Here is a 24831-nt window from a genome sequence, read left to right as displayed (position 1 = left end):
AAAAAGGGACGCTACGGCGTCCTTTTCTTATTGCTGCAATGCGTGCTTAATACGTGCAATCACCGCCTCCCACTCTTCATCCTGCCCCCGGGCAAACAGGCGCATCTGTGGATACCAGGGAGAATCTTCACGGCCTTCCAGCCAGCGCCAATCTCGTGCCCAGGCAGGTAACATTACCCAGCAGGGCACGCCTAGCGCACCGGCAAGATGAATTACGGATGTATCCACACCAATCACTAAATCTAGTTGCGCAATCACCGCTGCGGTATCCTGATAATTCGCGAATTGCGCGCCCAGCGGCTGCACCTGCGGGAAACCCATCACTTCATTTTCACCCGCCCCTTTTTGCAGGCTAAACCACTGCGTATCAGGTAGATCGAATAAAGGAGCGAGCTGAGAAAGATGTGCTAGTGAACGCTGGCTATCGTTTCTATGCTCGCTTGAGCCTTTCCACACGATACCGATTTTCTTGCTCCCGCCTGTGAGCGGCCAGAGCGCCTGATGCTCAGTTGAGCTGCTTAGATAAGAGGGCTGGATACAAAATGGTTGATCGGATGTTAGAAAATGTTGGGGTAAATCCAAAAGCGAGCACCAATAATCAGCATGTGGCAGTGCTGATTGCTTATCTTCACGCGTCAAATAGCCGTCTAAATGTGCCAGTGTTGTCATCAACGACTTAAGTGCTGGCGTTCCTAACATAATAATTTGCGCAGCCTGTTTTTCCGTTTTTATGCGCGAGAGGAAACGACAAAACTGAATTTCATCGCCCATCCCTTGCTCGGTGCGGACCAAAAGCGTTTTTCCGCTAAGATCTTCACCTTGCCAGTAGCGCATCGGCATGGCCGGCAGCGTAAAGAAGCGTTCAGGATTATCTGCCACATAACGTGACTGATAATTGCACCAGCCTTCTGCAAAGTTACCTTGTTGTAGTTGCACAATCCCAAGTGCATTGCGGCAGCGATGATCGTTTTGGCGCTCACGCAACACTTGCTGCATAAGGCTTTCAGCTTCAGATAGTTGACCCATGTGTGCCAGCACAGTGCTCATGCTGTAGCGCGCTTCGATGTAATCGGGTTGAATTTGTAATGCCAGTCGATATTGAAAAAGAGCTTCTTTATAACGTTGCTGTTTGTGTAACAAAATAGCGTAATTGTTGTGGCAGGCTGCGTAACGAGAATGGGCATGCATCGCCGATTGATAACATGTCTCGGCATCGGTAAAACGACCAGCATCATAGTGGGTTAAGCCAAGACCATTTAGCAACCCAGCATCATTAGGTGCCAGTTTCAATGCACGAGTATAGTAATGCTGCGCCAGTTCCAGATCGTTACTATGTCGCGCCAGACGTGCCGCTTCATGTAGAAACCAGCTGTCATAAGGCACGAGAGTCAAGCGTGCCTTAATTTTTCGCCAAGCCTCTTCTTTCTTGCCTTGTTGCAATAACTGAGTAACGGCCTTTTGCTGACGAGTATCGTTATTGAGGCGGGATTTATAATTCATTCTACTGTCCGGTCGCTGGCAAAGGGCATAATTTAAGTCAGTTAGCGTTTCAGTAGCGTCAAGACGAGTCTTGAACTCTTGTTAAGTTCGTCCCTACCAGGCGGGTGCTGTAATACAGCCATCTCTTGTCTTGTTTTTTCCATTCTTAATCATCTGTAACAACAGACGCTTCTCAAAAAGAACTCTAATTAGATTAACCATTAATTGAGATTCATGTTTTTTCTTTTTCATTTAAAAACATAGAGTTGCCTCGGTCGAATGGTTTTTTTAACTCTTTCATTCCCTTGTTAGAAAAAAATGGGTATCGAGACATGTCTTATGTGTCATTTTTTTTTTTTAGCCAGGATGTGCGCAGTTTGAATCAGGCGGTTTGGGATTCAAGGAAGTTGAGCGCCAGAAATGATTTCTCGCGCCTAGTGTTTCTGACGAAGGATAAAAAAATGAGTATTTCACCAGTGAATGTGGCGGTGATTGCCAATAAAAAAATCACTAAAGCGGAAGCGCTTTCAGCTTCCAAATCAGGTAAGCCAGTAAAAATTACAGCAGTTGCAGAAGGTAAATACGTTCTGGCAGAAGGTGAGAATGGTGTCGCACCAGAAAACATTACAGTTAAACGTGTTGGGAAAAACCTGCATGTTATTTTAGAAGGTTCTGATGAGTTCAATCCCGATCTCATTATTGAAGAGTTTTATGACAAACCAGGCGAATTAATTGGCAAAGCAGAAGATGGCAGTATGCATCCTTTTGTCTCCACTGATGGTGACAGTGAGCATGATGCTGAGCAATTGCAGGATGGTGAAATCGCTTCTCTTGCTCTGGGAGAAGAAAGTGAGCAGGATTTAACGGGCTTAACGCTCGCCGAAGGATTTGATTGGTCTCCAGCATTATTGGCTCTTGGCGGTATCGCCGCACTCGCAGCAGCCGCTGGATTAGGCTATTTAGTCGGAAAAAACCAAGGTGACAAAGGATCTACTTCTACTGTTAAAAATAGTGGCGGTGAAGGCGGTGGTGAAGGTGGTGGTGAAGGCGGGGGCGAGGCAGGTAATGCGCATCAACCGCAGATCAGCGGAATGATTGATGATGTTGGAAGTATTACCGGTCCAATTGCCAATGGTGGTCGCACCGACGATGCAAAACCAACCTTAAATGGTAAAGGTACGCCGGGTAACACCATCGAAATTTGGGACGGCAGCACCAAATTGGGCGATGCTAAAGTTAATGATAAAGGTGAATGGACCTTCACACCAGGTAAGTCTATTGGCGCAGGTGATCACTCATTAATCAGCATTGAAAAAGATCCTAAAGGTAATGCCAGTAAGCCTAGCGATCCGTGGAAATTTACCGTAGATCTCACTGCGCCAGCGGCGGGAAGTATTGGCGCGGTGGTAAATAATGAAATAAATCCAGAACTACCTATTAAAAACGGCGGATCAACAAATGATGAAACTCCAAAAATTTCTGGTACAGCGGAGAAAGATTCAACCGTCGAAATTTGGGATAATGGAAAATTAATCGGTACAGTTAAAACAGATAAAGACGGAAACTGGTCTTTCATAACACCTAAATTATCAGAAGGCGAACATAAATTCAGCGCCATTGTTATCGATGCAGTAGGGAACAAGTCTTTACCCACGCCGCCATTTATTGTTGATGTCGATACAACGGCTCCCAATAACGGTGGGATTGAAAATATTAAAGATGATGCAGATCACAAAATTATTGGTGGTGGTTCTACTGATGATAAAACACCAACCTTAGAAGGAAGTGGTGAGGATGGTGACATCGTTTACATTATCGATCATGGGGAGATTATTGGTTCTGCTATAGTTGAAAATGGCAAGTGGAGTTTCACCCCGGAAGAGCTTGCAGAAGGGCGGCACGAGTTTGAAATTATTGTTACTGATCCTGCGGGTAATAATTCTGATAAATCTCAGCCTGTAGTTATTGATATTATTTCCTCGGAGGTTCTTCCTCCGCCAAATCCTAACATTCCACCTTCCGGTGATGTTGATGATGTTTTTAAAGATAATAACCTGGCTAAAATAGAAACATCTATCCCTCGTGATGGGCATTCAAATGATTCAACTTTGCACATTATTGGACATGGCAATCCTGGGGATACTGTTATTATCTATATCAAAGGCGATAAATATAGCTATTCATTCTCAGCGCCAATCGATGGCGATGGTAAGTGGTCGATCAATACGCCAGAATTGAAGGATGATAATTATAACCTTCAAGCCGCATTTTATAATGGAACAGAGACTACAGGGCTCTCTGCAGATTATAAGTTTGAGATTGATACAATAATACCCATCAAACCACCGATAAGACCGACAGAAAATATTAATGAAATATTTGACATCCTTAATGAATTGGATGTTGGTCAAATTTTAAATGCTGTTGAAAATGATATTTTGTTAAGTGAAGAATTAGATAATGGCGTAAAAATGAAGTTGGAACTTGGCAATCTAACCCTGGAGTCATCATATGGTGTGACATCAGGCATTGATAACCATCATGCTATTGATGAGCTTAATAATGTCATTGTTAATTTAAATGATTATTGATGCTTTAGTTTGATTTTATTGAGTGATTATATACCAGGGATTAACCATGAAAATGAATATAAAATTAGTCTTGCCAGCATTATTGGCTCTACCTATGGCTGCAGCTTTGGATTTACAAGCTAGTCAGGTGTTTGGGGAGGTTTGGCGAGATACAATTGTTGCAGCGTCAGATCAGGCGAGAATCGTTTATTATCGACCTGCGTCGAACGAGGACACTAAGCCTGCTCATATTTATGTTGATGGCGAATTTCAAACTGCGCTGTTACCGAATGGATTTAGTGACTTTTGTGTTACACCCGGACAACACTCGTTAGGAAGTTATGTGGGCGATGCTCCACACTATTCAGGTAAGGAGTTACAACCTTGGCGAGATACGTTGAAAGCCGGTGTAACTTATTATGTGCGAGCTAATCTTGATGCGTCCGGTCGCCCTCTGGTAATTAAACCAGAAATAGCCTTGGCTGAAATGGTGGGGTTAAAAAAACAGAAGCATGTTTTATCTCGTGCCTCTGCAGTCGTGGTTTGTCATGGTAGTAGCCAACAGACATATGAAAATTATTCTTTCTCAAGTGACCTTCTTTTCCGTTTCAAAGGGTATGGAATTAATGATATCCAGGAAGAGGGTCGAAAAGCTTTAGTCGATTTTGCTCAAATGATCCGTGCCAGAAATATGTTGCAGAAAAATATCATTGTTACTGGATATACTGATCCACTCGGTGATGAGCAGAGCAACCAATTGCTTGGGCAACGTAGAGCTGACACGGTTAAACAAATGCTCGTTAATAATGGTGTTTCAATCAACAAAGTCATGTCTCGCAGCATGGGGGAAAGCCAGGTTAATAAACAGTGCTATGGCGGCAGGACAGAGAAAATTCAATGTTTTTCAAGTGAACGTCGAGTTGTAATTAGTATTGAAGATTAATTCATAAACACATCATTCCTTTTACGTTCGATTGACAACTGGGAAAGTAATTACCAAACGTGATTTGGGACATGTCCTGTGTAACGTATTCTCGTAACGCTTTTAATATAGACATGTTTCGCAGTGAATGATCTGGAAGTTACCAATTTATTAAGGAGCATTACAATGTCATCTACAATCAACGAATTACCAGCAGTAAAACCTATTCATTCTAAAGATTCTAAATTTGAATTCAAAGATTGGCCTGCTCCTGATGCAGTCGGTGGCTGGGTTGAAATCATTATTAATGAAGTTGTTTATACGACCACTGTTTCAGCTAGCGGGAAATATAATTTCTCACTGCCTGATGGCTGGGAAGATGGTATGCACGTTGTGCAAATTGTTACTGTCGATCCTGCAGGTTCGCGTAGCAGCCCATCTTTGTTCGTGCTGGACATTGATACCAAACCACCCGCTGCGCCGAAAATTATGCGCATTGTAGATAACAGTGGAAGTGACGATCATTATCTGACTCCAGGCGATGAAATTGCAGATAAAACGCCGGTTCTGTCTGGTTCTGCTGAACCCGGTTCAACGGTCACCATTTATGATGGTGCGACGGTTTTAGGCACTGCAACTGCCAATAAATTGGGCGTATGGGAGCGCGAAGTTACGCTGGCTAAAGGTAGCCACACTATCACAGTGAAAGCCACTGATGAGACGGGCAATACGGGAGCAGCATCAAGCCCGTATATAATTAAGGTGGCTGACGCCATTACAGTTGTTGGCCTTGATGATCAATCCAATACGGCTGAAACTCAGGCCATGCCAGAACCGTATAAAGCCGTTGGTGGATCAAGCCTTTCTCCGCAGAAAGAGAACACCATCAAGCTTACGGATATTGAAGCTGGTGCGGGTGAAGTGGGTTCACTGGTTCAGATCGTATTAGACAACAATGTGTACACGACTCATGTTCGTGCCGATGGCAAATGGTCCTGGAGTTCAGAAGTGCTGACCGACGGCTTGCATGTTTTGCAGGTTCGCCTGTTAGATGCCTCACTCAACTGGGGTGAGTCAACCCAAATTATTTACCAAATTGATGCCGCCTCTCCTGAGAAGCCGATCATCATGAACGCGCTGGATGATGTCGGTGGTATGCACAACCTCTCACCTGGTGATTTTACCAATGACAACATGCCAACCTTCAGCGGTATCGCACAGCCAGGTAGCAAGGTTACATTATACGATGGTGGTGCTGTCGTGATTGGTACCGCTATTGCCCTCGCTGACGGCACTTGGTCATTTACGCCATCAATAGGATTAACTGAAGGTGCTCACTTTATTTCAGCGGAGTATACCGACAGTTTTGGTCGTGTAAGCCCGAAATCGGATGCCTTCAAACTGGAAATTGACACAAATACTCCAGTTACGCCTACGTTGGAGCTGGTTTATGATGACGAAGGCCGCTTAACTGGTGCAGTAGAAAGTGGCAAGGCTACGGATGATAAAACTCCCACGTTCTCAGGTTCTGCAGAGCTGGGTTCGATTGTTCGTATCTGGTCTGGTAGTACGCTTTTAGGCACTACAACGGTCAGCAAGCTGGGCAAATGGTCATTCACCCCATCTCCTGCACTTGTTGATGGAAACTATGATATTCAGGTAGATGCCATCAGTAAAGGCGGTAACGCTTCACCTAAAACACCGGTCTTTGATTTAGTCATTGATTCCACGTTGATGCAGCCAGTAGAAATTGGCGATGTCTTTGCAGACAACGTGAGCGGTGTTACTTCTTCGATTCCAGACGGCGGCGTAACCAATGACACCACGCCTGTTGTTAGTGGCGTTGGCAACGATGGCGATATTGTTTACCTCTATGTAGATGGTGCAACTTCTCCGATTGGCTCTGCAACAGTTGTTGGTGGCAAGTGGAGCATCACTCCTACCACACCTTTGTCGGAGAAAGCACATGAGCTAACTGTCCGTGCTAAAGACCCATCAACGGACAAATGGGCCCCTGTTTCGCAACCGCGCGATGTTGTCATCGACATCACTGCACCAGACAAGCCCGCTCCTGCCATTGTTATTGATGATCAAGGCGATGTGACTGGCCCTGTTGGATCAGACGGAGTCACCGATGATAAACGTCCTGAATTTAAAGGCGGTGGTGTAGATGAGGGCGATACTGTAGAAGTTGTTGTTAAAGACGATAAAGGCAATCCTGTCTTTGTTGGTACTCAGGTTGTTGATGCGTCGGGCAATTGGTCAATTACTCCACCAACTGACTTAGCCGATGGCGAATACCAGATTGTTGTTGGCGTAACTGACCCTGCAGGCAACAAATCTACGCCTTCAGATCCAGTGAAAATCATTGTTGATACGCAGAAGCCAGCAGATCTGAACAATGTTCAATTAACTGATGATGTAGGCGTAATTCAAGGTCCAATTTTGGATGGCATGTCCACCGACGATACTAAGCCAACATTTAGTGGTACAGGTGTTAACGGCACTAAAGTTGCTGTAATCATCGATGGTGTGGAAGTGGCTCGTGTTGAAGTAAAAAATGGTGCGTGGAGCTATACGCCAGTGACTGCCCTGTCCGAAGCTGCTCATACCATTTCTGCAATCCCAGTTAGCGCAGCAGGTGTAAAAGGCAACGCAACAACGCCGATTAACTTCACCATTGATACTACTGCCCCAGTTACTGGTACCTTCGACGGTGTTTATTATGATGCTGGCCAGTATGGCCCATTGCCAGAAGGCAAAGTTGATTTGTCTAAACCAACCAACGATAACACCTTAATTATGCGTGGTACCGGTGGTGAAGATGGTAACACCGTGTTTATTTACGGTAGCACCGGCACGGGTGAATTATTAGGTTCAACAACGGTAATCGATGGTAAATGGGAATTCACAACTGGCGTGTTAGAAGACCGCAGTCTCAATGACAATGGTAAATGGTACGATTTCCATGTTGTGTTACAGGATCCTGCAGGTAACCAGCTGAATGTGTCAACAAACTATAAAGTCGAAGTTGATACCGTCGCACCAACTAAGCCAGTTATTCCTGGCATCAACTCGGTATTTGCAATCAATGAATTGTCTGATGAAGAAGTTACCAATTTAATGTCAATGTCCATTAATGACATTGTCACGAAAGGTGAAAATAACTTGTTCATCGATAACGGCAAAGCGCAGTTGATGGTAAATGGCGAGAAAGGTGATGTGCTGAATATTGCTGATATTCTGCCAGAAGGTGCAGAAACAGCGTCCTGGCAGCAGGCAACTGGCACTGTAACGGTTGCGGGTGTTCAGTATAATGTGTACGAAAACAACGCAAACAATGTAGAACTGTTAGTACAACAAGGCATCGAAACCCATCATTAATAGCTAATGGTTTGTTTCTTTCCCTAATATTAAGCCCTTGTCTCGCGACAAGGGCTTTTAATTTTACGGTATCAATTCACAGGGTATGTTTAATATCAGCCACAAATGAATAATCAGTATCTAACTTGCTGGCTCCAGAACCAAAATCTTCACATCCACCACATCATCTTTGATCGCCGCGCGATGATCATCCATATGCGGCATCTGCTGATGCTGCTCCAAATGACGTAGCGATTCCCACTGTTCCAACATAAAGATTGAATCCGGTGAGTTCTGTTTCCACGGCACCTGCGCTTGATGGTCAACAAGGGCGTCATACTGATGGCAGCCTTCTTCTTCCAGCACGGTAGGAATCAGTTGATTGATGGCATCAAGCACCACCTGACGTCGGCCTGGCTTGACACAAATTTCTGCAACAACGGTTAACATAGCGCTTCCTCTTTTCCCTGGGTGCTTACAGTTAAGCAAAGATCTGGCTGAGATGAGTCCGATAACGTTCAATATCGCGTGGCACATCCGGCATTTTAATCACATCGTTACAGATAAAGGTTGGCAAGCTTTCCATACCAAGGAATTGATTGGCCTTGTGGAAGTGCAGATACAAGCCATCCACGCCAACACCTTCGAAGAATTGCTCAGGATCGTTAAAGGCTTCCAGCGGTGCGTTCCAGGTCAGTGACAGCATATATTTCTTGCCCTGAATCAAGCCGCCAGAGCCGTATTTTTTGCCAGCATCGCTGCGCGTGCGGCCATCGCTGGCATACAACGAACCGTGACCTTCGGTGAACACATCATCAATGTACTTTTTCACCGTCCACGGCTCACCCATCCACCAGCCCGGCATCTGGTAAATCACCACATCGCTGTCGAGATACTTCTGCACTTCTTCTGCCACGTTGTAATTGCTATCAGCGAGCGTGACTTGCACCTGATGGCCCAGGTCGCGCAGTTGACTGGCCGCAACCTCCGTTAATGTGTGGTTCAATTCGCCTTTCGAATGGGCGAAGGTTTTGCCGCCATCGATAATTAAAAAATTCATGTAGATTCACTCCGTTTCTGTTTGATGCCGCACACTCTACGCGCGCGCAGGAGTGAGAAAAATGCGTGATTGATCACAACACTTTTGCGTTTAACGCAATAATCCGGTCGCTTATGAAACAATCCGCACGCAAACCACCGTCAATTAAAAAGAAGAGATCATGAAAACCGCAATCTTAAGTGCATTACTTCTGGTGACTGGCGCTGCTCAGGCGCAATCCCATCTCGATGAAATCCGCGCAAACAAAACCCTCAAAGTCTGTACCACCGGCGATTACAAGCCTTACACCTATCTTCGCAGCGATGGCCAGTATGAAGGATTGGATATCAGCATGGCGCAGTCGCTGGCGGCAAGTCTTGGGGCAAAAGTACAGTGGGTGCCGACCACATGGAAAACCTTGAGCGATGATTTTGTGGCGAAGCAGTGCGATATCGCGCTGGGCGGCGTATCCGTCACGCTCAAGCGCCAGCAGCTCGCCTGGTTTGCTCAGCCGCTGGGTGTGGATGGCAAAATCCCGCTGGTGCGCTGCGCTGACAAAGCGAAGTACCAGACGGTTGAACAGATCAATAAAGCCACCGTGCGCGTAATTGAACCAGCGGGTGGCACCAATGAAGCCTTCGTACACAGCCACCTGCCGCAAGCAACGCTGCAGCTGGCCGATAACGTAGGGATTTTCCAACAGTTAGTAGATAACAAAGCCGATGTGATGATCACTGATGCGTCTGAAGCACTGTTCCAGCAGCAGCATTATCCCACGCTGTGCGCCATCAATCCGGATAAACCGATGCAGTACGGCGAGAAGGCGTACATGATCCCGCGTGATGATATGAGCTGGAAGCTGTATGTCGATCAGTGGCTACATCTCAGCACCGCTACGGGAGAATATGCCCAGATTGCAAAACAGTGGTTAGGTGTTGCCCGATAAGAAGATCGTAGGGTCGCCATTCATGGCGACCGCTAATCCACGCACGCATCCATGCGCGCCCAAAATGGAACTTAACGATACAAACTCGCCTTACCCAAGCCACCAAACAGATTCATTTTGTAGCGAATGACTGCCTTCGCCGCCGCAATTGCATCCGGATAAATCACGTTCGGATCCCACCAGGTTTCGCGCGCCAGAATTTCACGCAGCTTGTCGAAATAGGCGAATTTCATGTCGCTGGAAATGTTGATTTTGCCAACGCCCAATGTCACTGCTTCAGCGATCTCCGCATCCGGATTCGCCGATCCACCGTGCAGCACCAGCGGAATGGTTACGCGCTGCGAAATGTCTCGCAGGATATGCATCTGCAGCTCAGGCTTCATATTTTTCGGGTAGATGCCGTGCGCGGTACCAATCGCCACCGCCAGCGTATCCACGCCGGTACGCTGCACGAAATCCTCCGCCTGCGCCGGTTCGGTGTAGATCACTTTACTCACGCCGCCCTCCACCGAAGTGCCGGTATCGCCGATGGTGCCGAGTTCGCCTTCTACCGAAACGCCCACTGAATGCGCCAGTTTCACCACTTCTTTGGTCAGCGCCACGTTTTCCTCATACGGCAGCAGCGAGCCATCGATCATCACCGAAGTGAACCCACACTGGATGGCGCGCATCACATGAGCGATAGATGCACCATGATCGAGGTGAAGAGTGAACGGCACTTTGCTTTTCAGCGTGCGTTCACGCACGTAGCCAAAGAACTCATCGGTAACGAACTCCAATTCGCTGGGATGGATGGAGATAATTGCGGGCGTATTGGTGGCTTCTGCTTCTTCTACTACCGCACGAATAAAGCAGCTGTCCGCCACGTTGAATGCGCCAATGGCATAACGGTGTTCACGAGTCGGTGCCAACATCTCTTTCATTGAAATCAACATGTTAATATTTCCTCAGCGTGATGTTTACCGGAGTCGACGCGTGCGCCGACCCGATGATGGATAGGAATGTGAAATTTACACTGCGATGTAGGGTCGCTTTATGGCGACCGCCGTGCTTAAACCTTACCCGCCGATCCTGACCAGCTCAGATACTCCACCACGACTTCGCGGCAAGCGGATTCCATAAGGCCCAGCAAATCGGCCAATTCGACGTGCGGATGCTTTAGCGCCTGTTCAACAGCCATTTTTCCGGCATCAAACACCGCCGCGCCGACGTTGATCTTGGCTACGCCAAATTCGCTGACGCGGCGAATATCCTCGGCTGGCGTGCCCGAACCGCCGTGCAACGCCAGCGGTCGCGTGGCAACAGCCTGCAGCTCCTGCAAGCGCTGGAAATCGATCTTCGGCTTCACGCCCGCCGGATAGAGCCCGTGCGCAGTACCGACCGAGATCGCCAGCAAATCGATATCGGTCTGCTCAATAAACGGCAGCACATCGGCTACCTGCGTCATCTTCACTGAGGCATCAGCCAGCTCGTAGGTTGGCGCATCGGCGATATGACCGAGCTCGCCTTCCACGCACACGCCAGCGGTATGCGCCATTTTCACTACGGCGGCGGTTTGGCGAATGTTTTCTGCCAGCGGTTCAGATGAAGCATCAATCATCAGTCCGGTAAAACCGGCGCGAAACGCCTGACCAATCAGCGGAAACGCTTTGCCGTGATCGAGTGCCAGCGCCACCGGCACGCTGGCGGCATCGGCCAGCGCCCTGACCAGCGGCACCGCAACGGCGGGAGGAAAATGTGCGCTGTGGCCCTGATAAACATTCAGAATCAAGGGCGCGCGCTGCTGTTCAGCGGCTTGTATGGCGGCACGCGCGGTTTCGAGGTTGAAGCAGTTAATGGCTAGCACCGCATATTTCTGCTGAGCTGCGGTCTGAATGAGGTCATTCATCATGGCAAACATGGTGGCTCCTTATTCCAGAGTGAATTTAATGTCTTCATCGCGGGTGCCGGGGGCTTCCACGTCATCGAACTCCTCATCCGCCTGGGTAACCGGTTTCTTCAGCACCGACAGCATCACGCCGCAGACGGTCGTACCGATGCCGAGCGCCAAACAGAACAGCCACGGCTTCTCAAACAGCGGCACCACAAACATCCCGCCGTGCGGCACCGGCGCGCCTACGCCCCACACCATAATCAGTCCACCGGCGATGGCGGAGGCCACCACACAGCTCCCGACCACGCGGAACAGGTCGCGTGCAGCAATCGGAATCACGCCTTCGGTAATCATGCAGATACCCATCGGGAAGGCGGCTTTTAGCGCCTCTTTTTCCGCTTTGGTGTACTTATTGCGGCTCAGCAGATACGAAAGCGTGATACCGAACGGCGGGATCATTGAACCGACAAACTTCACCGCTTCTGGCCCGTAAATGCCGTCAACCAGCATGCCGTCGGCGAACAGCGACATGGTTTTATTCACCGGACCGCCGAAGTCGAACGTGGCCATCGCGCCGAGAATTGCGCCCATAACAAACTTCGATCCGCCCTGCATCGATTCAAGCAGCCCAATCAGCGCCTTCTGCAACCAGACAATCGGCTGGCCGATAAAGGTCATCATTAACAGCCCGGCAATGATGGTGCTCAATACTGGCAGCACCATAATCGGCATTAAGCCCTGCATTGATTTGGGTAGCTTGATGATGTGACGCAGCAGCAGCACGGTATAACCGACGAGGAAGCCACCGAAGATACCGCCAATAAAGCCGGTACCGATCTGCCCGCAGATAAAGCCGACGATCAGACCGGGCGCAAAGCCAGGACGATCGGCGATCGAGTAGGCGATCGCCGCGCTGATCAGCGGTACGATCAGGCCCATGCCCCAGCCGCCGATTTGATTAAGCATCCACGCGAGGGTGCCGGTGTGTTTGCCGACATCCGGCCCGCCAATCACCTGGCCGAGCGCGATACAGATCCCGGCGGCGACGATCAGCGGGATCATCCAGGAAATACCGGTAAGCAGGTGGCCTTTGATCTCCTGGCCGTACTGACGTTTGTTGTCACTCATGCTGGATCTCCTCAGGCGCGCGCCAGTGAATCCGCCACTTTTTCGAGGAATTTCACCGGAGACTTGATCACCACTTCGGTTTTCACTCGCACAATGGGTTTGCCCTGGAAGCGCTCTTCGCCTTTGATCTTCACGTCAACAGCGAGGATCACCACATCGGCGGCGGCAATGTCCTCCTGCGTCAGCGCAGTTTCAGTGCCAATGGTGCCTTGGGTTTCCACGTGGATGGTGTGGCCCAGCGCGTGGGCCCCTTTAATCAGTTTTTCGCGCGCAATATAGGTATGCGCGATGCCTGCCGTGCAGGCCGCTACACAGACGATATTCATGTGTTACCTCAGAGAGTGAGTGTGTTAACAGAGGTCGGTTTCGGCGTACTGACTAAACAGCCGGATGATATTGCTGGGGTCGTTTTCCACCAGCAGTTGGGCAATCACCTCATCATCGGCCAGCGCACTGGCCACCTGCGACAACAGGCGAATATGGGTGGTGTTCTGATCTTCCAGTCGCACCGCGAACAGGATGATGCAGCGCACCTGGCTGCCATCAAGCGTTTCCCACGGAATATCATGTTGGGTACGGCCAATGGCGAGCGTGGTCTGTTTCACCGCCGCCGATTTTCCATGCGGGATAGCAATGTGATTTTCGAAGCCGGTAGAACCCTCGGCTTCTCGCAGCCACACATCTTCAATAAAGGCGGCGCGGTCGCTAATGGCACCGTCGTTGAACAGCAAATCGGTCAGCTCATGAATCGCTTCTTCTTTGCTGGTGGCGGTGAGCGTCAGGTTAACGCGGCGTGGCGTGAGAATGCGCGAAATATCCATGGGGAATCCTCATTCAATTAATGTTCAGCCATAGCGCAGGAGGCGCCGTCGGGCAGCTGGCTGCCAATCATGGCGTCAGTCACCCGCCGAATATCGTCATCGTTAAAAAAGGCGCTGACATACACCGCCGGAACCGTTCCGGCATGGAGGTGAATGGTGGTAATCACCAAATCCACCGTTTCGCGCTGGCAAAATGCCGCGTGATTGCTGGCCGATACCACGCCGACAATTTCCCAATCGGGGAAAGCGCGCAGAATGCGGCTCTTGAGCAGATGCGATGTCCCGACGCCGCTGGAACACACCACCAGAATGCGTTTATGGGCGATTTGTCGTTCCAGCGCCGCCTGAAAATGCACGCAGAGATAACCTATTTCGTCATCCGCTATCGATGAAAGTCCCTGGCCGTGCGCCGTTAATTGCATGGCCTGTTTGGTCAGGGAAAATATCTCTTTCATCTCCTGCTGAATATCCTCCAGTAGCGGATTACGAATGTGAATATGATATTTGAGTCGATTTAACAGTGGCTTTATATGAACCAATAATCCTTCAAATAATAATCGGTCCTGCGCTAAGTCCTGCTGAATAAATGAGGAGAAACGATCGATTAATTCACAGGTTATTTTCACGGATTCAGCGGTGGAAAATTGATTATGCAGCGGCGCATTATCTCCGCGCTCTTCCAGCACAATGCCGGACGAAACAATATATTGATAAATAAAACCCACTTCATCGACTGGCAGTGCACAGCACATACGTTGCTCAATCTGCGCCACCATTTGTTTGGCAATGGTGAGAATGCGCTGATCGAGATCCTGCGCGCTGGTCAGCGTTTCCAGCGCCAGCGCATTACCTTGCGCCATGCGATGCATCATGATCAGGATGTGGGTGCAGAGATTGAGATACCACGCGTCTCCCAGCGGATAACTCAATTGCTGCTCCATTTGTTGCAGTAACGTCTGCACAAACGCCACATCCTCATCGCCAAAATAATGCACCAGCGCTTGCTGGCTGCCGGGATCGAGGCGTGGCAGCAGCGGCGTACCGGCGACGTTTTGCTGCATCACATCATTGATCAGCGAAACCATCGCCTGGCGTAACGTCTGCTCATTGCCTTCAATGTGCGTGCCGCCGGGACCGCGCTGTAGCGCCAAACCCAGCGGCTGCAGCCACTCTTCAATCACTTTTAAGTCATTAACAATCGACGCATGGCTAATGAAGTAGCGCTCTGAAAGCTTGCTGATTGAAGTCGCGCGTGGCGCATCACTTAATAGCTGCGAGGCAATCTTCACCCGTCGGCTGTTGTGGCTTAGCGCATCTGAGCTGCTTTCGTCGCCGTTGAGCTGCTGCTCGAGCTGCAAACGCTGCTGGATATCATCAACCCGCAGTCGCACGCCGCGGCCCGGCGTTTTCTCCAGCTGTAACGACCAATTACTGAGCCAGCTTTCAAGCCACTGCAGATCGCGCTGAATGGTTTTTTCCGACACGCCAAGCTGTAACGCTAACTCTTTAACGGGTTGCGGTGCCGCATGATGCAACAGCCATTTTACTAATCGGTGTTGTCGCGAAGTCAGTATTTGCATTCGGTCACCCTTATTTTGGCAAAACGTTTATGGCGAATTGAAGTTTATATTTATTCCATGCCAGAAATCAGAAGCGCAAAACTGTGGGTCTTGTGGAGTATGAATTTAGGAGAGCATTGAGTAAGCAACAATACTAAATGATGTCCTTGCTGATGGACATCATTAATAGGCTATCTTCAGTGGGCAATTAATTGCGAAGTTGCTCACATATTATTGGCAATATTCTGTGTGACGCCGCTCCCATTCCGTTTTAATTTTCCAACCGACATCACGTTATTTAATTCGAGACGATTCTGTTCGCCGCGCGGGCTTCTCTGTGACTAAACCGCACGAATAAGGTAATATCCTCGCCAAATGAGCGCCGGATGACCCGTCGTTGCGGGCCACGAAGTGAGGATGCGAGCTTAATGAGCGAATTGACGCAGGATGGTGCAGAGCGTCTTGCCCTGCACAAGTTTACCGAAAACGCGTACCTGAACTACTCCATGTACGTGATCATGGACCGTGCGCTGCCGTATATCGGCGATGGCCTCAAGCCAGTACAGCGCCGAATTGTGTACGCCATGTCGGAATTGGGCCTCAATTCCAGCGCCAAATTCAAAAAATCGGCACGTACCGTCGGTGACGTGCTGGGTAAATACCATCCGCATGGCGATAGCGCCTGTTATGAAGCGATGGTATTGATGGCGCAGCCGTTCTCCTATCGCTATCCGCTGGTGGATGGCCAGGGAAACTGGGGCGCACCGGACGATCCGAAATCCTTCGCCGCGATGCGTTATACCGAATCGCGCCTGTCTAAATACGCGGAAATTCTGCTGGGTGAACTCGGCCAGGGCACGTCGGACTATATCCCGAACTTCGACGGCACCTTGCAGGAACCGAAGATGTTGCCGGCGCGTCTGCCAAACATTTTGCTGAACGGCACCACCGGCATCGCCGTCGGTATGGCCACCGACATTCCGCCGCATAACCTGCGCGAAGTGGCGGAAGCCGCCGTTAAGCTGATCGACAACCCGAAAACCACGCTCAATGAGCTGCTGGATGTTGTGCAGGGGCCGGATTACCCAACTGAAGCCGAAATCATCACACCACGCAGCGAAATCCGTAAGATCTATCAAAGCGGTCGCGGTTCGATCCGCCAGCGTGCGGTGTGGAAAAAGGAAGATGGCGATGTAGTGATCACCGCGCTGCCGCATCAGGTGTCGGGTGCGCGCGTGCTGGAGCAAATCGCTAACCAGATGCGCAATAAAAAGCTGCCGATGGTGGAAGATCTGCGTGATGAATCCAACCACGAGAACCCGACGCGCCTGGTGATTGTGCCGCGTTCCAATCGTGTGGATGTGGAGCAGGTAATGAATCACCTGTTTGCCACCACCGACCTGGAAAAAAGCTACCGCGTTAACCTGAATATGATCGGACTGGATAACCGCCCGGCGGTGAAAAACCTGCTGGAAATCCTCTCTGAATGGCTGGTATATCGTCGCGATACCGTGACGCGCCGCCTCAACTACCGTTTAGATCGCGTACTGCGTCGCCTGCATATTCTTGAAGGTATGTTGGTCGCGTTCCTCAATATTGATGAAGTGATCCACATCATCCGTACTGAGGATGAACCGAAGCCGGTGCTGATGTCGCGCTTTGACATCAGCGAAACCCAGGCCGAAGCGATTCTCGAATTAAAACTGCGTCATCTTGCCAAACTGGAAGAGATGAAGATTCGCGGCGAGCAGGCGGAACTGGAAAAAGAGCGCGATCAACTGCAGGCGATTCTGGCGTCTGAACGCAAGATGAGCAATCTGCTGAAGAAAGAGCTGCTGGCCGATAGCCAAACTTACGGCGACGATCGTCGTTCGCCATTGCGCGAGCGTGAAGAAGCCAAAGCACTGAGCGAAACAGAGTTGGTGAGCGCTGAACCGGTCACCATCGTGCTGTCGCAAATGGGTTGGGTACGCAGTGCCAAAGGTCACGATATCGATCCTGCCGGTTTGAGCTACAAAGCCGGTGACAGCTATCTGGCCGCCGCGCGCGGCAAGAGCAATCAGCCGGTGGCCTTTATCGACTCTACCGGGCGCAGCTACACGCTGGATCCGACCTCATTGCCGTCAGCGCGCGGGCAGGGCGAACCGCTCACCGGCAAACTGACGCCGCCGCCGGGCGCGGCCTTTGAACAAGTGCTGATGGAGCCAGACGATCAAAAACTGCTGATGGCATCGGATGCGGGTTACGGCTTTATCTGTACCTTTGCTGATTTGGTGTCACGCAATCGTGCCGGTAAGGCGCTGCTGACACTGCCAGATAACGCTAAAGTGATGACGCCAATGGCGGTGCATTCGGGCGATGATATGCTGCTGGCGATCACGCAGGCCGGACGCATGTTGATGTTCCCGGTCGGCGATCTGCCGCAAATGTCGAAAGGCAAGGGCAATAAAATCATCTCGATCCCGTCTGCGGACGTTGCTGCGGGCACCGACAAACTACAATGGTTGCTGATTCTGCCGCCAGGCGCGTCGATCACGGTGTATGTCGGTAAACGTAAGCTGATCATGCGTGATGAAGATCTGCAGAAAGTGCGTGCCGATCGCGGTCGTCGCGGCAGCGTGGCGCGCGGCCTGCAACGTATTGATAGCGTAGAAGTGAATGCTCCAGCGCGTCCAAAAGCCGACGCGAGCGAAGAGTAACGCTGTAATTCAGGCGATGGAATGCCCAACTTGAGGAATCTATGTTACTAATTTTACGCGCAATTATTGTTATTGTTTATTCGATTCTGGTCAGTATTGTTGGCTGTATCTGGTGTCTTTTTTCACCGCGTAATCCGCGTCACGTCGCAACGTTCGGCCATATGCTCGGTCGTCTGTCGACAGTGTTTGGTCTCAAAGTAGAACTGCGTAAACCGCCGGAAGCCGCGCATTACGGCAACGCAATCTACATTGCTAACCATCAGAACAACTACGACATGATTACCGCAGCCAAGATTGTGCAGCCAACAACGGTCACCGTGGGCAAGAAAAGCCTGCTGTGGATCCCGTTCTTTGGCCAGCTTTACTGGTTAACCGGCAACCTGTTGATTGATCGTGATAATCGTTCAAAAGCGCATGGAACAATCGGTGAGTTGGTGGACCAATTTAACAAAAAGCGCATCTCGTTCTGGATGTTCCCGGAAGGGACGCGCAGCCGTGGCCGCGGCCTATTGCCGTTTAAAACCGGTGCGTTTCATGCGGCGGTGGCGGCAGGCGTGCCAATCATTCCGATCGTGGTCTCCAACACCCACGACAAGATTAAACTGAATCGCTGGAACAACGGTTTGGTGATTGTGGAGATGTTGCCGCCCGTCGATACGTCGCAGTTTGCTACCACCTCGGTGCGTAAGCTCGCCACGCATTGCCGTGAATTAATGTCGACTAAACTGGAAGAATTGAACGCCGAAGTCGCCGAACGCGAAAAAAACGGTAAACTCTGACCAGCCAAATGGGGCAGGTGATCATCTGCCCCGATCTCAAGTCACACAGCAACGAATAATTAATTAAAACAACATGGACACGGCGTCCTCACGCCACGCTCAAAAGGTCTGAAGTTTTATGTCTTGCAGCAGACGTCAGTTTATTCAGCTTTCTGCCGGTGTCGCGTTGGCTTCCGGTGCCATACCTTACGCCGCTCGTGCCGCCGCGCCATTGGGCGACACGCCACTTCCTATTCCGCCACTGATTGAATCACGTCGCGGTCAGCCGCTATTTTTAACGTTACAGCGCAGCCATTGGTCATTTAGTGGCAACAGCAACAAAGTGCCGGTGTGGGGCTTTAACGGAATGTACCTCGGGCCAACGGTGCGCGTGTACAGTGGCGATGATGTGAAGCTGATTTACAGTAACCGCCTCAACGAACCGGTATCAATGACTGTCAGCGGTTTACAGGTGCCGGGCGCGTTAATGGGCGGTGCGCCGCGCATGATGTCGGCCGGAGCCGATTGGGCGCCGGTGCTGCCGATTCGTCAGGGCGCCGGCACATTGTGGTATCACGCTAACACGCCGAACCGTATGGCGCCGCACGTCTACAACGGCTTAGCCGGCATGTGGCTGGTTGAAGACGATGTCAGTAAATCGCTGCCGCTGCCGAAACATTACGGCGTCGATGATTTCCCGCTGATCATCCAGGACAAGCGTCTCGATAACTTTGCCACGCCGGTTTACAACCCCACCTCTGATGGCGGGTTTATTGGCGATGTGCTGTTGGTCAATGGCGTGCAAAATCCCTACGTCGAAGTATCACGCGGCTGGGTGCGTTTGCGCTTGCTGAATGGCTCGAATGCGCGCCGTTTCGATCTTACCTTTTCCGATAATCGTCCGTTTACGGTGATCGCCAGCGATCAGGGCTTCCTGCCTGCGCCGGTGGCTGTACAGCTGCTTACGCTGGCGCCGGGAGAACGTCGTGAAGTGCTGGTAGATATGTCGCAGGGCGATGAAGTCTCGATTATGGCTGGAACAGCGGCGGGCTTGATGGATCGCCTACGCGGCTTGTTTGAGCCTTCATCCATTCTAACCAACACGCTGGTGCTGAGCTTACGTCCTACTGGTTTGTTGCCGCTGGTGACGGACAATTTGCCGATGCGTCTGCTGGCGGATCAGATTCTGGACGGCGTGGCGGTGCGCACGCGCGAATTCCGTATTGGCGACAGCGAGCCGGGCATTAACGGTGTGCTGTGGGACATGAACCGCATTGATACCACTGCGCAGCAGGGCACCTTTGAGCGCTGGATCATTCACGCCGATCGCCCACAGTCGCTCCATATTCAGGGCGTAATGTTCCTGATTAAGAACGTTAATGGTGCGCAGCCGATGGGTGAAGATCGCGGCTGGAAAGATACGGTGTGGGTTGATGGCAGCGTGGAATTGCTGGTGAGCTTCCCGCAGAGCTCGTCAGATCATTTCCCGTTTGTCTATTACAGCCAGACGTTAGAGATGGCGGATCGCGGGACAGCGGGGCAATTATTGGTGAATCCCACGTCTTAATTAAAACGGTGCGCATTTATGCGCACCGTAGGGTCGCCAATCATGGCGACCTTTGCAAAACGCTAGCCGTTAAACGTCTCCGGATCTGGCCCCAGACGATTACCGCTATCCAGCTTACTGATCTCGCTCACCTCAGTTTTATCTAACCTGAAATCAAACACCTGGAAATTCTCACGAATACGTTCCGGCGTAATGGACTTCGGAATCACCACTAAGCCGCTATCCAGATGCCAGCGAATAACGATTTGTGCTGGCGTCTTGCTGTATTTCTTCGCCAGCTCGCGGATGATCTCCTGATCGAACACGCCTTTACCACCTTGCGCCAGCGGGCTCCAGGATTCAGTCTGAATCTGATGCAACGCATTCCATGCGTGCAGCGTGCGCTGTTGCAGCATTGGATGCAGCTCAATCTGGTTCACTACCGGCGATACACCGGTTTCATCGATCAAACGCTTCAGGTGCGCCTCGTGGAAGTTACATACGCCGATGCTCTTGGTTAAGCCCTGCTGCTGCAGCTCAATCAATCCCTTCCAGGCTTCAACGAAGTTATCTTTTTCCGGGCACGGCCAGTGCATCAGATACAAATCCACCTGCTCCAGCTGTAATTTCTTCAGGCTGGTTTCCATCGCCTGCTGCCAGTTGGTTTGATCGTCATTCCATAGCTTGGTGGTGATAAAAATGTCTTCGCGTGCCACGTCGGTCTCATGCAGCGCTTGTCCAACCGCTTCCTCATTTTTGTAGATGGCTGCGGTATCAATGGAGCGATAGCCGACTTTCAACGCTTCCAGGATGGCGTTACGCGCATCGTCAATGCTTGCCTGCCAGACGCCGAGGCCAAGCTGCGGCATCATATTGCCGTCGCGCAATTTAATAATGGGTTGCTCTGCCATAGTTGCTCCTTATCTGTTGCAGTGACTTACCGTAGAAAAGATGTGCTTAAGTCTAGTCAACAAACCTTGCCTGCGGATCATTGTGGCAAGCAGGCAGCAATTTTGCCCGGTAGATTTCTGCAAATTTCTTGCCTGATTCTCCAGTTTGATGGAGTTTTGAGCAGCCTTGCGGCAAACTGCATTTTTTGCTGCCTGAGAGAGAACCATGTCATACGACGCCCTTTGTCGCCAGCTGGCGCAGCGCGTGGTTGCACTAATGAGTGACCTGCATAAGCCGCTGTGCGCAGTAGAAAACGTCAAACTCATTTATGCCTGCGAAACCCTGCCGCGCACGCCGATGATGTACCAGCCAGGCATTGTGATTCTGTTTCAGGGGCGCAAAACCGGCTATCTCGGCAGCACCGTTTTTCACTACGACGCCACCAAATATCTGATGCTTACCGTGCCGCTGCCGGTGGAGTGTGAAACCGAAGCTACGCTGGCAGAGCCGCTGGCTGGCATGTGTTTAAGCGTGGATGTCGCCTGCCTGCAGGATTTGCTGATGGATATCGGCGATGACGAGCAGTTCCAGCCGCAGGCGCAAACCTCGGGCATCCACTCGGCGTTCATGAGCGAAGAGATGCTGTGCGCCGCCGAACGCTTGCTGGATGTGATGAATAATCCGCGTGACGCCCGTGTACTTGGCCCGCAGCTGGTACGCGAGATTATTTATTACGTGTTAACCGGACCGATTGGTGGCGCGCTGCTGTCGCTGGTCAATCGCCAGACGCAGTTCAGCCAGATTGCGCGCGCGCTGCGTCGCATCGAAAACCATTTTGCGGAAAGCCTCAGTGTCGACATGCTGGCTGCAGAAGTGAACATGAGCGTTTCTGCGTTTCATCACAACTTTAAAGCCGTGACGCAAACCTCGCCCCTGCAATATCTCAAGCGTTATCGTCTGCATCAGGCGCGTCTGATGATGCTACAGGATGGCATGAAAGCCAGCGCAGCAGCGGTGCGCGTGGGCTATGAAAGCCCGTCGCAGTTTTCTCGCGAGTTTAAGCGCTATTTCGGCGTGACGCCGGGAGAAGAGGCGAGCCGCGTGCGTCAAACAGTGCCGGTGCTACCGTTTGACGCCGCGTCGTAATCAGGAGACTTTCTGGCGGCGTTTTTTCCAAATCACCACAATGCTGCCGGCAAGGCCGATAAACAGCAGCGCGATTGGCAGAATCATCAGGATGGCCATTACCTGATCTTCATGGCGTTTGATAAAGGGTACATGGCTGATGCCGTAGCCCAGCGTCACCACAATGCCCACCCACAACAGCCCGCTCAACCAGTTAAACAATTGAAAGCGACCGTTGTTCAAACCAGAAATGCCCGCCATGGTGGGCAGCAAGGTGCGCACAAAGGCGAGGAAGCGGCCAACCAGTAGCGCCATCAACCCGTGTCGGTTAAACATATTCCACGCGCGCTGGTGATATTGCGCCGGCAAGTGTAATAACCAGCTTTTCACCAGTTTGGTATTGCCGAGCCAGCGCCCTTGCAGATAACTGAGCCAGCAGCCCAGACTGGCCGCCGTGGTCAAAATCACAATGGTTGGCACGAAATCCATCACACCTTTAGCGACCATCGCGCCCGCTAATAACAGCAGGCTATCGCCCGGCAGGAATGACGCGGGCAGTAAACCGTTTTCCAGAAATAGCGTCAAAAACATCACGCCATAGACAATCCACACCACATCCGGATTACCTAGCGCGGCAAAATCCTGATGCCAAAGCGCCTGGACAATCTCATGTAAAACACCCATCAGCTATTCCATCGAGTCACAAGGATTCTAATTTTAACCTTCTGTGGCATGGCATACGTTGATCTCTCATCACCGCCACAGCATGGTTTAGTTTCTGTTTAATTTTTTAAGCGCGCAAAGCCGGCTTTAAGATCATCCAGCAAGTCATCGACGTGTTCGAGGCCGATATGTAATCGCACTAATGTCCCGTCAAAATCCACGCCGCCCGCCGGACGAATCGCCGCCAGTTCTTCTGGCTGATTGGCCAGAATCAGCGATTCGTAGCCGCCCCACGAATACGCCATGCTGAAATGGTGGAAGTGATCGAGATAATTTGCCAGCTGCTCACGGCTCAGTTTTTCATGCAGGATGAACGAGAACAAACCGCTGCTGCCGCTGAAATCACGTTGCCAGAATGCGTGGCCTTTACACTGCGCCAGCGCCGGATGATTAACGCGCGCCACTTCCGGCCGCGTTGCCAGCCATTCGGCCACCTGCAAACCGCTCTCTTCGTGCTGACGCAGGCGCGTGCCGAGGGTGCGAATACCGCGGCTCGCCATATAGGCGGTATCGGCATCGACCATTTGGCCCATCAGATAGGAATTCTCGCGCAGCTGCGGCCAGCAACGTTCATTCGCTACAGCGGTACCAATCATCGCATCGCTGTGGCCAATGATGTATTTGGTGCCGGCCTGAATTGAAATATCGATGCCGTGCGCCAGCGCGTTAAACAGCACGCCCGCTGCCCAGGTATTGTCGATCATGATGATCGCATCCGGCGCTTTAGCACGCACGGCGGCAACAATCGCTGGAATATCCTGCACTTCCATAGTGATAGACGCAGGCGATTCGAGGAACACCACGCGGGTATTCGGCTGCACCAGCTCACCGATTTCGCTGCCGATACAGTGATCGAAATAGGTGGTGGCGACGTTCAGCTTGCTGAGAATTTTCGAGCAGAAATCCTGCGTCGGTTCGTAAACCGCGCCGCTCACCAGAATATGGTCACCGGCTTCGACGAAAGACAAAATGGCGTTGGATACCGCCGCGGCGCCGCACGGATAGAGCGCGCAGCCTGCGCCGCCTTCCAGTTCGGTCATCGCATCTTGCAGTGAGAAATGGGTGAGGGTGCCGCGGCGGCCATAAAACAGCTCGCCTGAAGCGCGACCCGCGGTCGCGCGTTTTTTATCGGCGACCGTGTCAAAAACCAGGGATGAAGCGCGTTGAATTACGCTATTAACTGAGCCTTGAGTGTAACGTTTACTACGTCCCGCGCTGACCAGCGTGGTGTCTATTTTTTTCGTTGCCATCACTGCCTTTCCTGACATTTCCCACAAAACATCCACGTTACCACGAATCAGCCTGGTGGGTTGAGCCTGATTGGCGATTATCAGAGTGAGGCCAGTATTGCGCATAACATCCGCTAAATTGTGGATATCGCTGGCATCT

At 50.9% G+C, this 24831-nt stretch carries 20 protein-coding genes; 8 read left to right on the top strand and 12 right to left on the bottom strand.

Features of this window, described 5'->3' with window-relative positions:
- Nucleotides 1–27: 27 nt before the first annotated feature.
- The gene (locus ACRQ84_RS12175) at nt 28–1500 is read right to left on the bottom strand and encodes a tetratricopeptide repeat protein (RefSeq protein WP_483816206.1); all 1473 of its coding nucleotides are present in this window, start codon (nt 1498–1500) and stop codon (nt 28–30) included.
- A gap of 440 nt (nt 1501–1940) precedes the next feature.
- Between ACRQ84_RS12175 and ACRQ84_RS12170 the strand changes: the two genes are divergently transcribed.
- From ACRQ84_RS12170 to ACRQ84_RS12160, 3 genes are all read left to right on the top strand, one after another.
- Nucleotides 1941–4070 carry an Ig-like domain-containing protein gene (locus ACRQ84_RS12170; protein ID WP_483816205.1) on the top strand — a complete coding sequence of 710 codons (2130 nt, stop codon included), beginning with the start codon at nt 1941–1943 and terminating at the stop codon, nt 4068–4070.
- A 46-nt stretch (nt 4071–4116) separates the two neighbouring features.
- Entirely contained in the window at nt 4117–4992 is an 876-nt protein-coding gene (locus tag ACRQ84_RS12165) for an OmpA family protein (RefSeq protein ID WP_483816204.1), read from the top strand.
- Between the two features lie 123 nt (nt 4993–5115).
- The gene (locus ACRQ84_RS12160) at nt 5116–8355 is read left to right on the top strand and encodes an Ig-like domain-containing protein (RefSeq protein WP_483816203.1); all 3240 of its coding nucleotides are present in this window, start codon (nt 5116–5118) and stop codon (nt 8353–8355) included.
- 120 nt (nt 8356–8475) lie between these two features.
- Here ACRQ84_RS12160 and ACRQ84_RS12155 read toward each other — a convergent pair whose 3' ends face one another.
- Together ACRQ84_RS12155 and ACRQ84_RS12150 are read right to left on the bottom strand one after the other, a co-directional pair.
- The gene (locus ACRQ84_RS12155) at nt 8476–8784 is read right to left on the bottom strand and encodes a putative quinol monooxygenase (protein WP_483816202.1); all 309 of its coding nucleotides are present in this window, start codon (nt 8782–8784) and stop codon (nt 8476–8478) included.
- Nucleotides 8785–8815: 31 nt separating this feature from the next.
- The gene (locus ACRQ84_RS12150; protein ID WP_064738489.1) at nt 8816–9394 is read right to left on the bottom strand and encodes an NAD(P)H-dependent oxidoreductase; all 579 of its coding nucleotides are present in this window, start codon (nt 9392–9394) and stop codon (nt 8816–8818) included.
- Nucleotides 9395–9554: 160 nt separating this feature from the next.
- Between ACRQ84_RS12150 and ACRQ84_RS12145 the strand changes: the two genes are divergently transcribed.
- Nucleotides 9555–10319 (top strand): transporter substrate-binding domain-containing protein, encoded by a 765-nt coding sequence (locus ACRQ84_RS12145; RefSeq protein ID WP_483816201.1) that lies wholly within the window; start codon nt 9555–9557, stop codon nt 10317–10319.
- Between the two features lie 71 nt (nt 10320–10390).
- Here the strand turns inward: ACRQ84_RS12145 and ACRQ84_RS12140 are convergent, their stop codons facing one another.
- From ACRQ84_RS12140 to ACRQ84_RS12115, 6 genes are all read right to left on the bottom strand, one after another.
- Complete coding sequence (locus ACRQ84_RS12140; protein ID WP_483816200.1) at nt 10391–11254, bottom strand: ketose-bisphosphate aldolase; 864 nt, start codon at nt 11252–11254, stop codon at nt 10391–10393.
- A 116-nt stretch (nt 11255–11370) separates the two neighbouring features.
- Complete coding sequence (locus tag ACRQ84_RS12135; RefSeq protein WP_483816199.1) at nt 11371–12219, bottom strand: class II fructose-bisphosphate aldolase; 849 nt, start codon at nt 12217–12219, stop codon at nt 11371–11373.
- A 9-nt stretch (nt 12220–12228) separates the two neighbouring features.
- Nucleotides 12229–13320, bottom strand: a complete 1092-nt coding sequence (locus ACRQ84_RS12130; RefSeq protein ID WP_483816198.1) for a PTS fructose transporter subunit IIC — start codon at nt 13318–13320, stop codon at nt 12229–12231.
- An 11-nt stretch (nt 13321–13331) separates the two neighbouring features.
- Nucleotides 13332–13646: a PTS fructose transporter subunit IIB gene (locus tag ACRQ84_RS12125; protein WP_008103372.1), complete on the bottom strand. Its 315-nt coding sequence runs from the start codon at nt 13644–13646 to the stop codon at nt 13332–13334.
- A 24-nt stretch (nt 13647–13670) separates the two neighbouring features.
- Nucleotides 13671–14141: a PTS sugar transporter subunit IIA gene (locus tag ACRQ84_RS12120; protein WP_483816197.1), complete on the bottom strand. Its 471-nt coding sequence runs from the start codon at nt 14139–14141 to the stop codon at nt 13671–13673.
- 17 nt (nt 14142–14158) lie between these two features.
- On the bottom strand, nt 14159–15721 hold the full coding sequence (locus ACRQ84_RS12115; protein WP_483816196.1) for a BglG family transcription antiterminator: 1563 nt from the start codon (nt 15719–15721) through the stop codon (nt 14159–14161).
- 407 nt (nt 15722–16128) lie between these two features.
- Between ACRQ84_RS12115 and parC the strand changes: the two genes are divergently transcribed.
- The 3 genes from parC to ftsP all read left to right on the top strand — a co-directional run bounded on the left by parC (nt 16129) and on the right by ftsP (nt 20724).
- Nucleotides 16129–18399 carry a DNA topoisomerase IV subunit A gene (parC, locus tag ACRQ84_RS12110; RefSeq protein ID WP_483816195.1) on the top strand — a complete coding sequence of 757 codons (2271 nt, stop codon included), beginning with the start codon at nt 16129–16131 and terminating at the stop codon, nt 18397–18399.
- A 41-nt stretch (nt 18400–18440) separates the two neighbouring features.
- The gene (locus tag ACRQ84_RS12105) at nt 18441–19178 is read left to right on the top strand and encodes a 1-acylglycerol-3-phosphate O-acyltransferase (RefSeq protein ID WP_064738497.1); all 738 of its coding nucleotides are present in this window, start codon (nt 18441–18443) and stop codon (nt 19176–19178) included.
- Nucleotides 19179–19296: 118 nt separating this feature from the next.
- Complete coding sequence (ftsP, locus tag ACRQ84_RS12100) at nt 19297–20724, top strand: cell division protein FtsP (protein WP_064738498.1); 1428 nt, start codon at nt 19297–19299, stop codon at nt 20722–20724.
- 62 nt (nt 20725–20786) lie between these two features.
- Here the strand turns inward: ftsP and dkgA are convergent, their stop codons facing one another.
- Nucleotides 20787–21614, bottom strand: a complete 828-nt coding sequence (gene dkgA / locus ACRQ84_RS12095) for a 2,5-didehydrogluconate reductase DkgA (RefSeq protein WP_483816194.1) — start codon at nt 21612–21614, stop codon at nt 20787–20789.
- 205 nt (nt 21615–21819) lie between these two features.
- On the opposite strand from dkgA, the gene ACRQ84_RS12090 reads away from it, so the two are divergent.
- Entirely contained in the window at nt 21820–22740 is a 921-nt protein-coding gene (locus ACRQ84_RS12090; protein WP_483816193.1) for an AraC family transcriptional regulator, read from the top strand.
- Here ACRQ84_RS12090 and ACRQ84_RS12085 read toward each other — a convergent pair whose 3' ends face one another.
- Together ACRQ84_RS12085 and metC are read right to left on the bottom strand one after the other, a co-directional pair.
- Complete coding sequence (locus ACRQ84_RS12085; protein ID WP_061720572.1) at nt 22741–23403, bottom strand: DedA family protein; 663 nt, start codon at nt 23401–23403, stop codon at nt 22741–22743.
- Between the two features lie 98 nt (nt 23404–23501).
- Nucleotides 23502–24692: a cystathionine beta-lyase gene (gene metC, locus ACRQ84_RS12080; protein ID WP_483816192.1), complete on the bottom strand. Its 1191-nt coding sequence runs from the start codon at nt 24690–24692 to the stop codon at nt 23502–23504.
- Between the last annotated feature and the right edge of the window lie 139 nt (nt 24693–24831).

Source organism: Pantoea sp. E2023-21 (assembly GCF_051302795.1).
In the GTDB taxonomy this organism is placed as follows: Bacteria; Pseudomonadota; Gammaproteobacteria; order Enterobacterales; family Enterobacteriaceae; genus Pantoea; species Pantoea ludwigii_A.
Note: the sequence above shows the minus strand (reverse complement) of the source record. Positions and strands in the feature narration are given on the sequence as shown.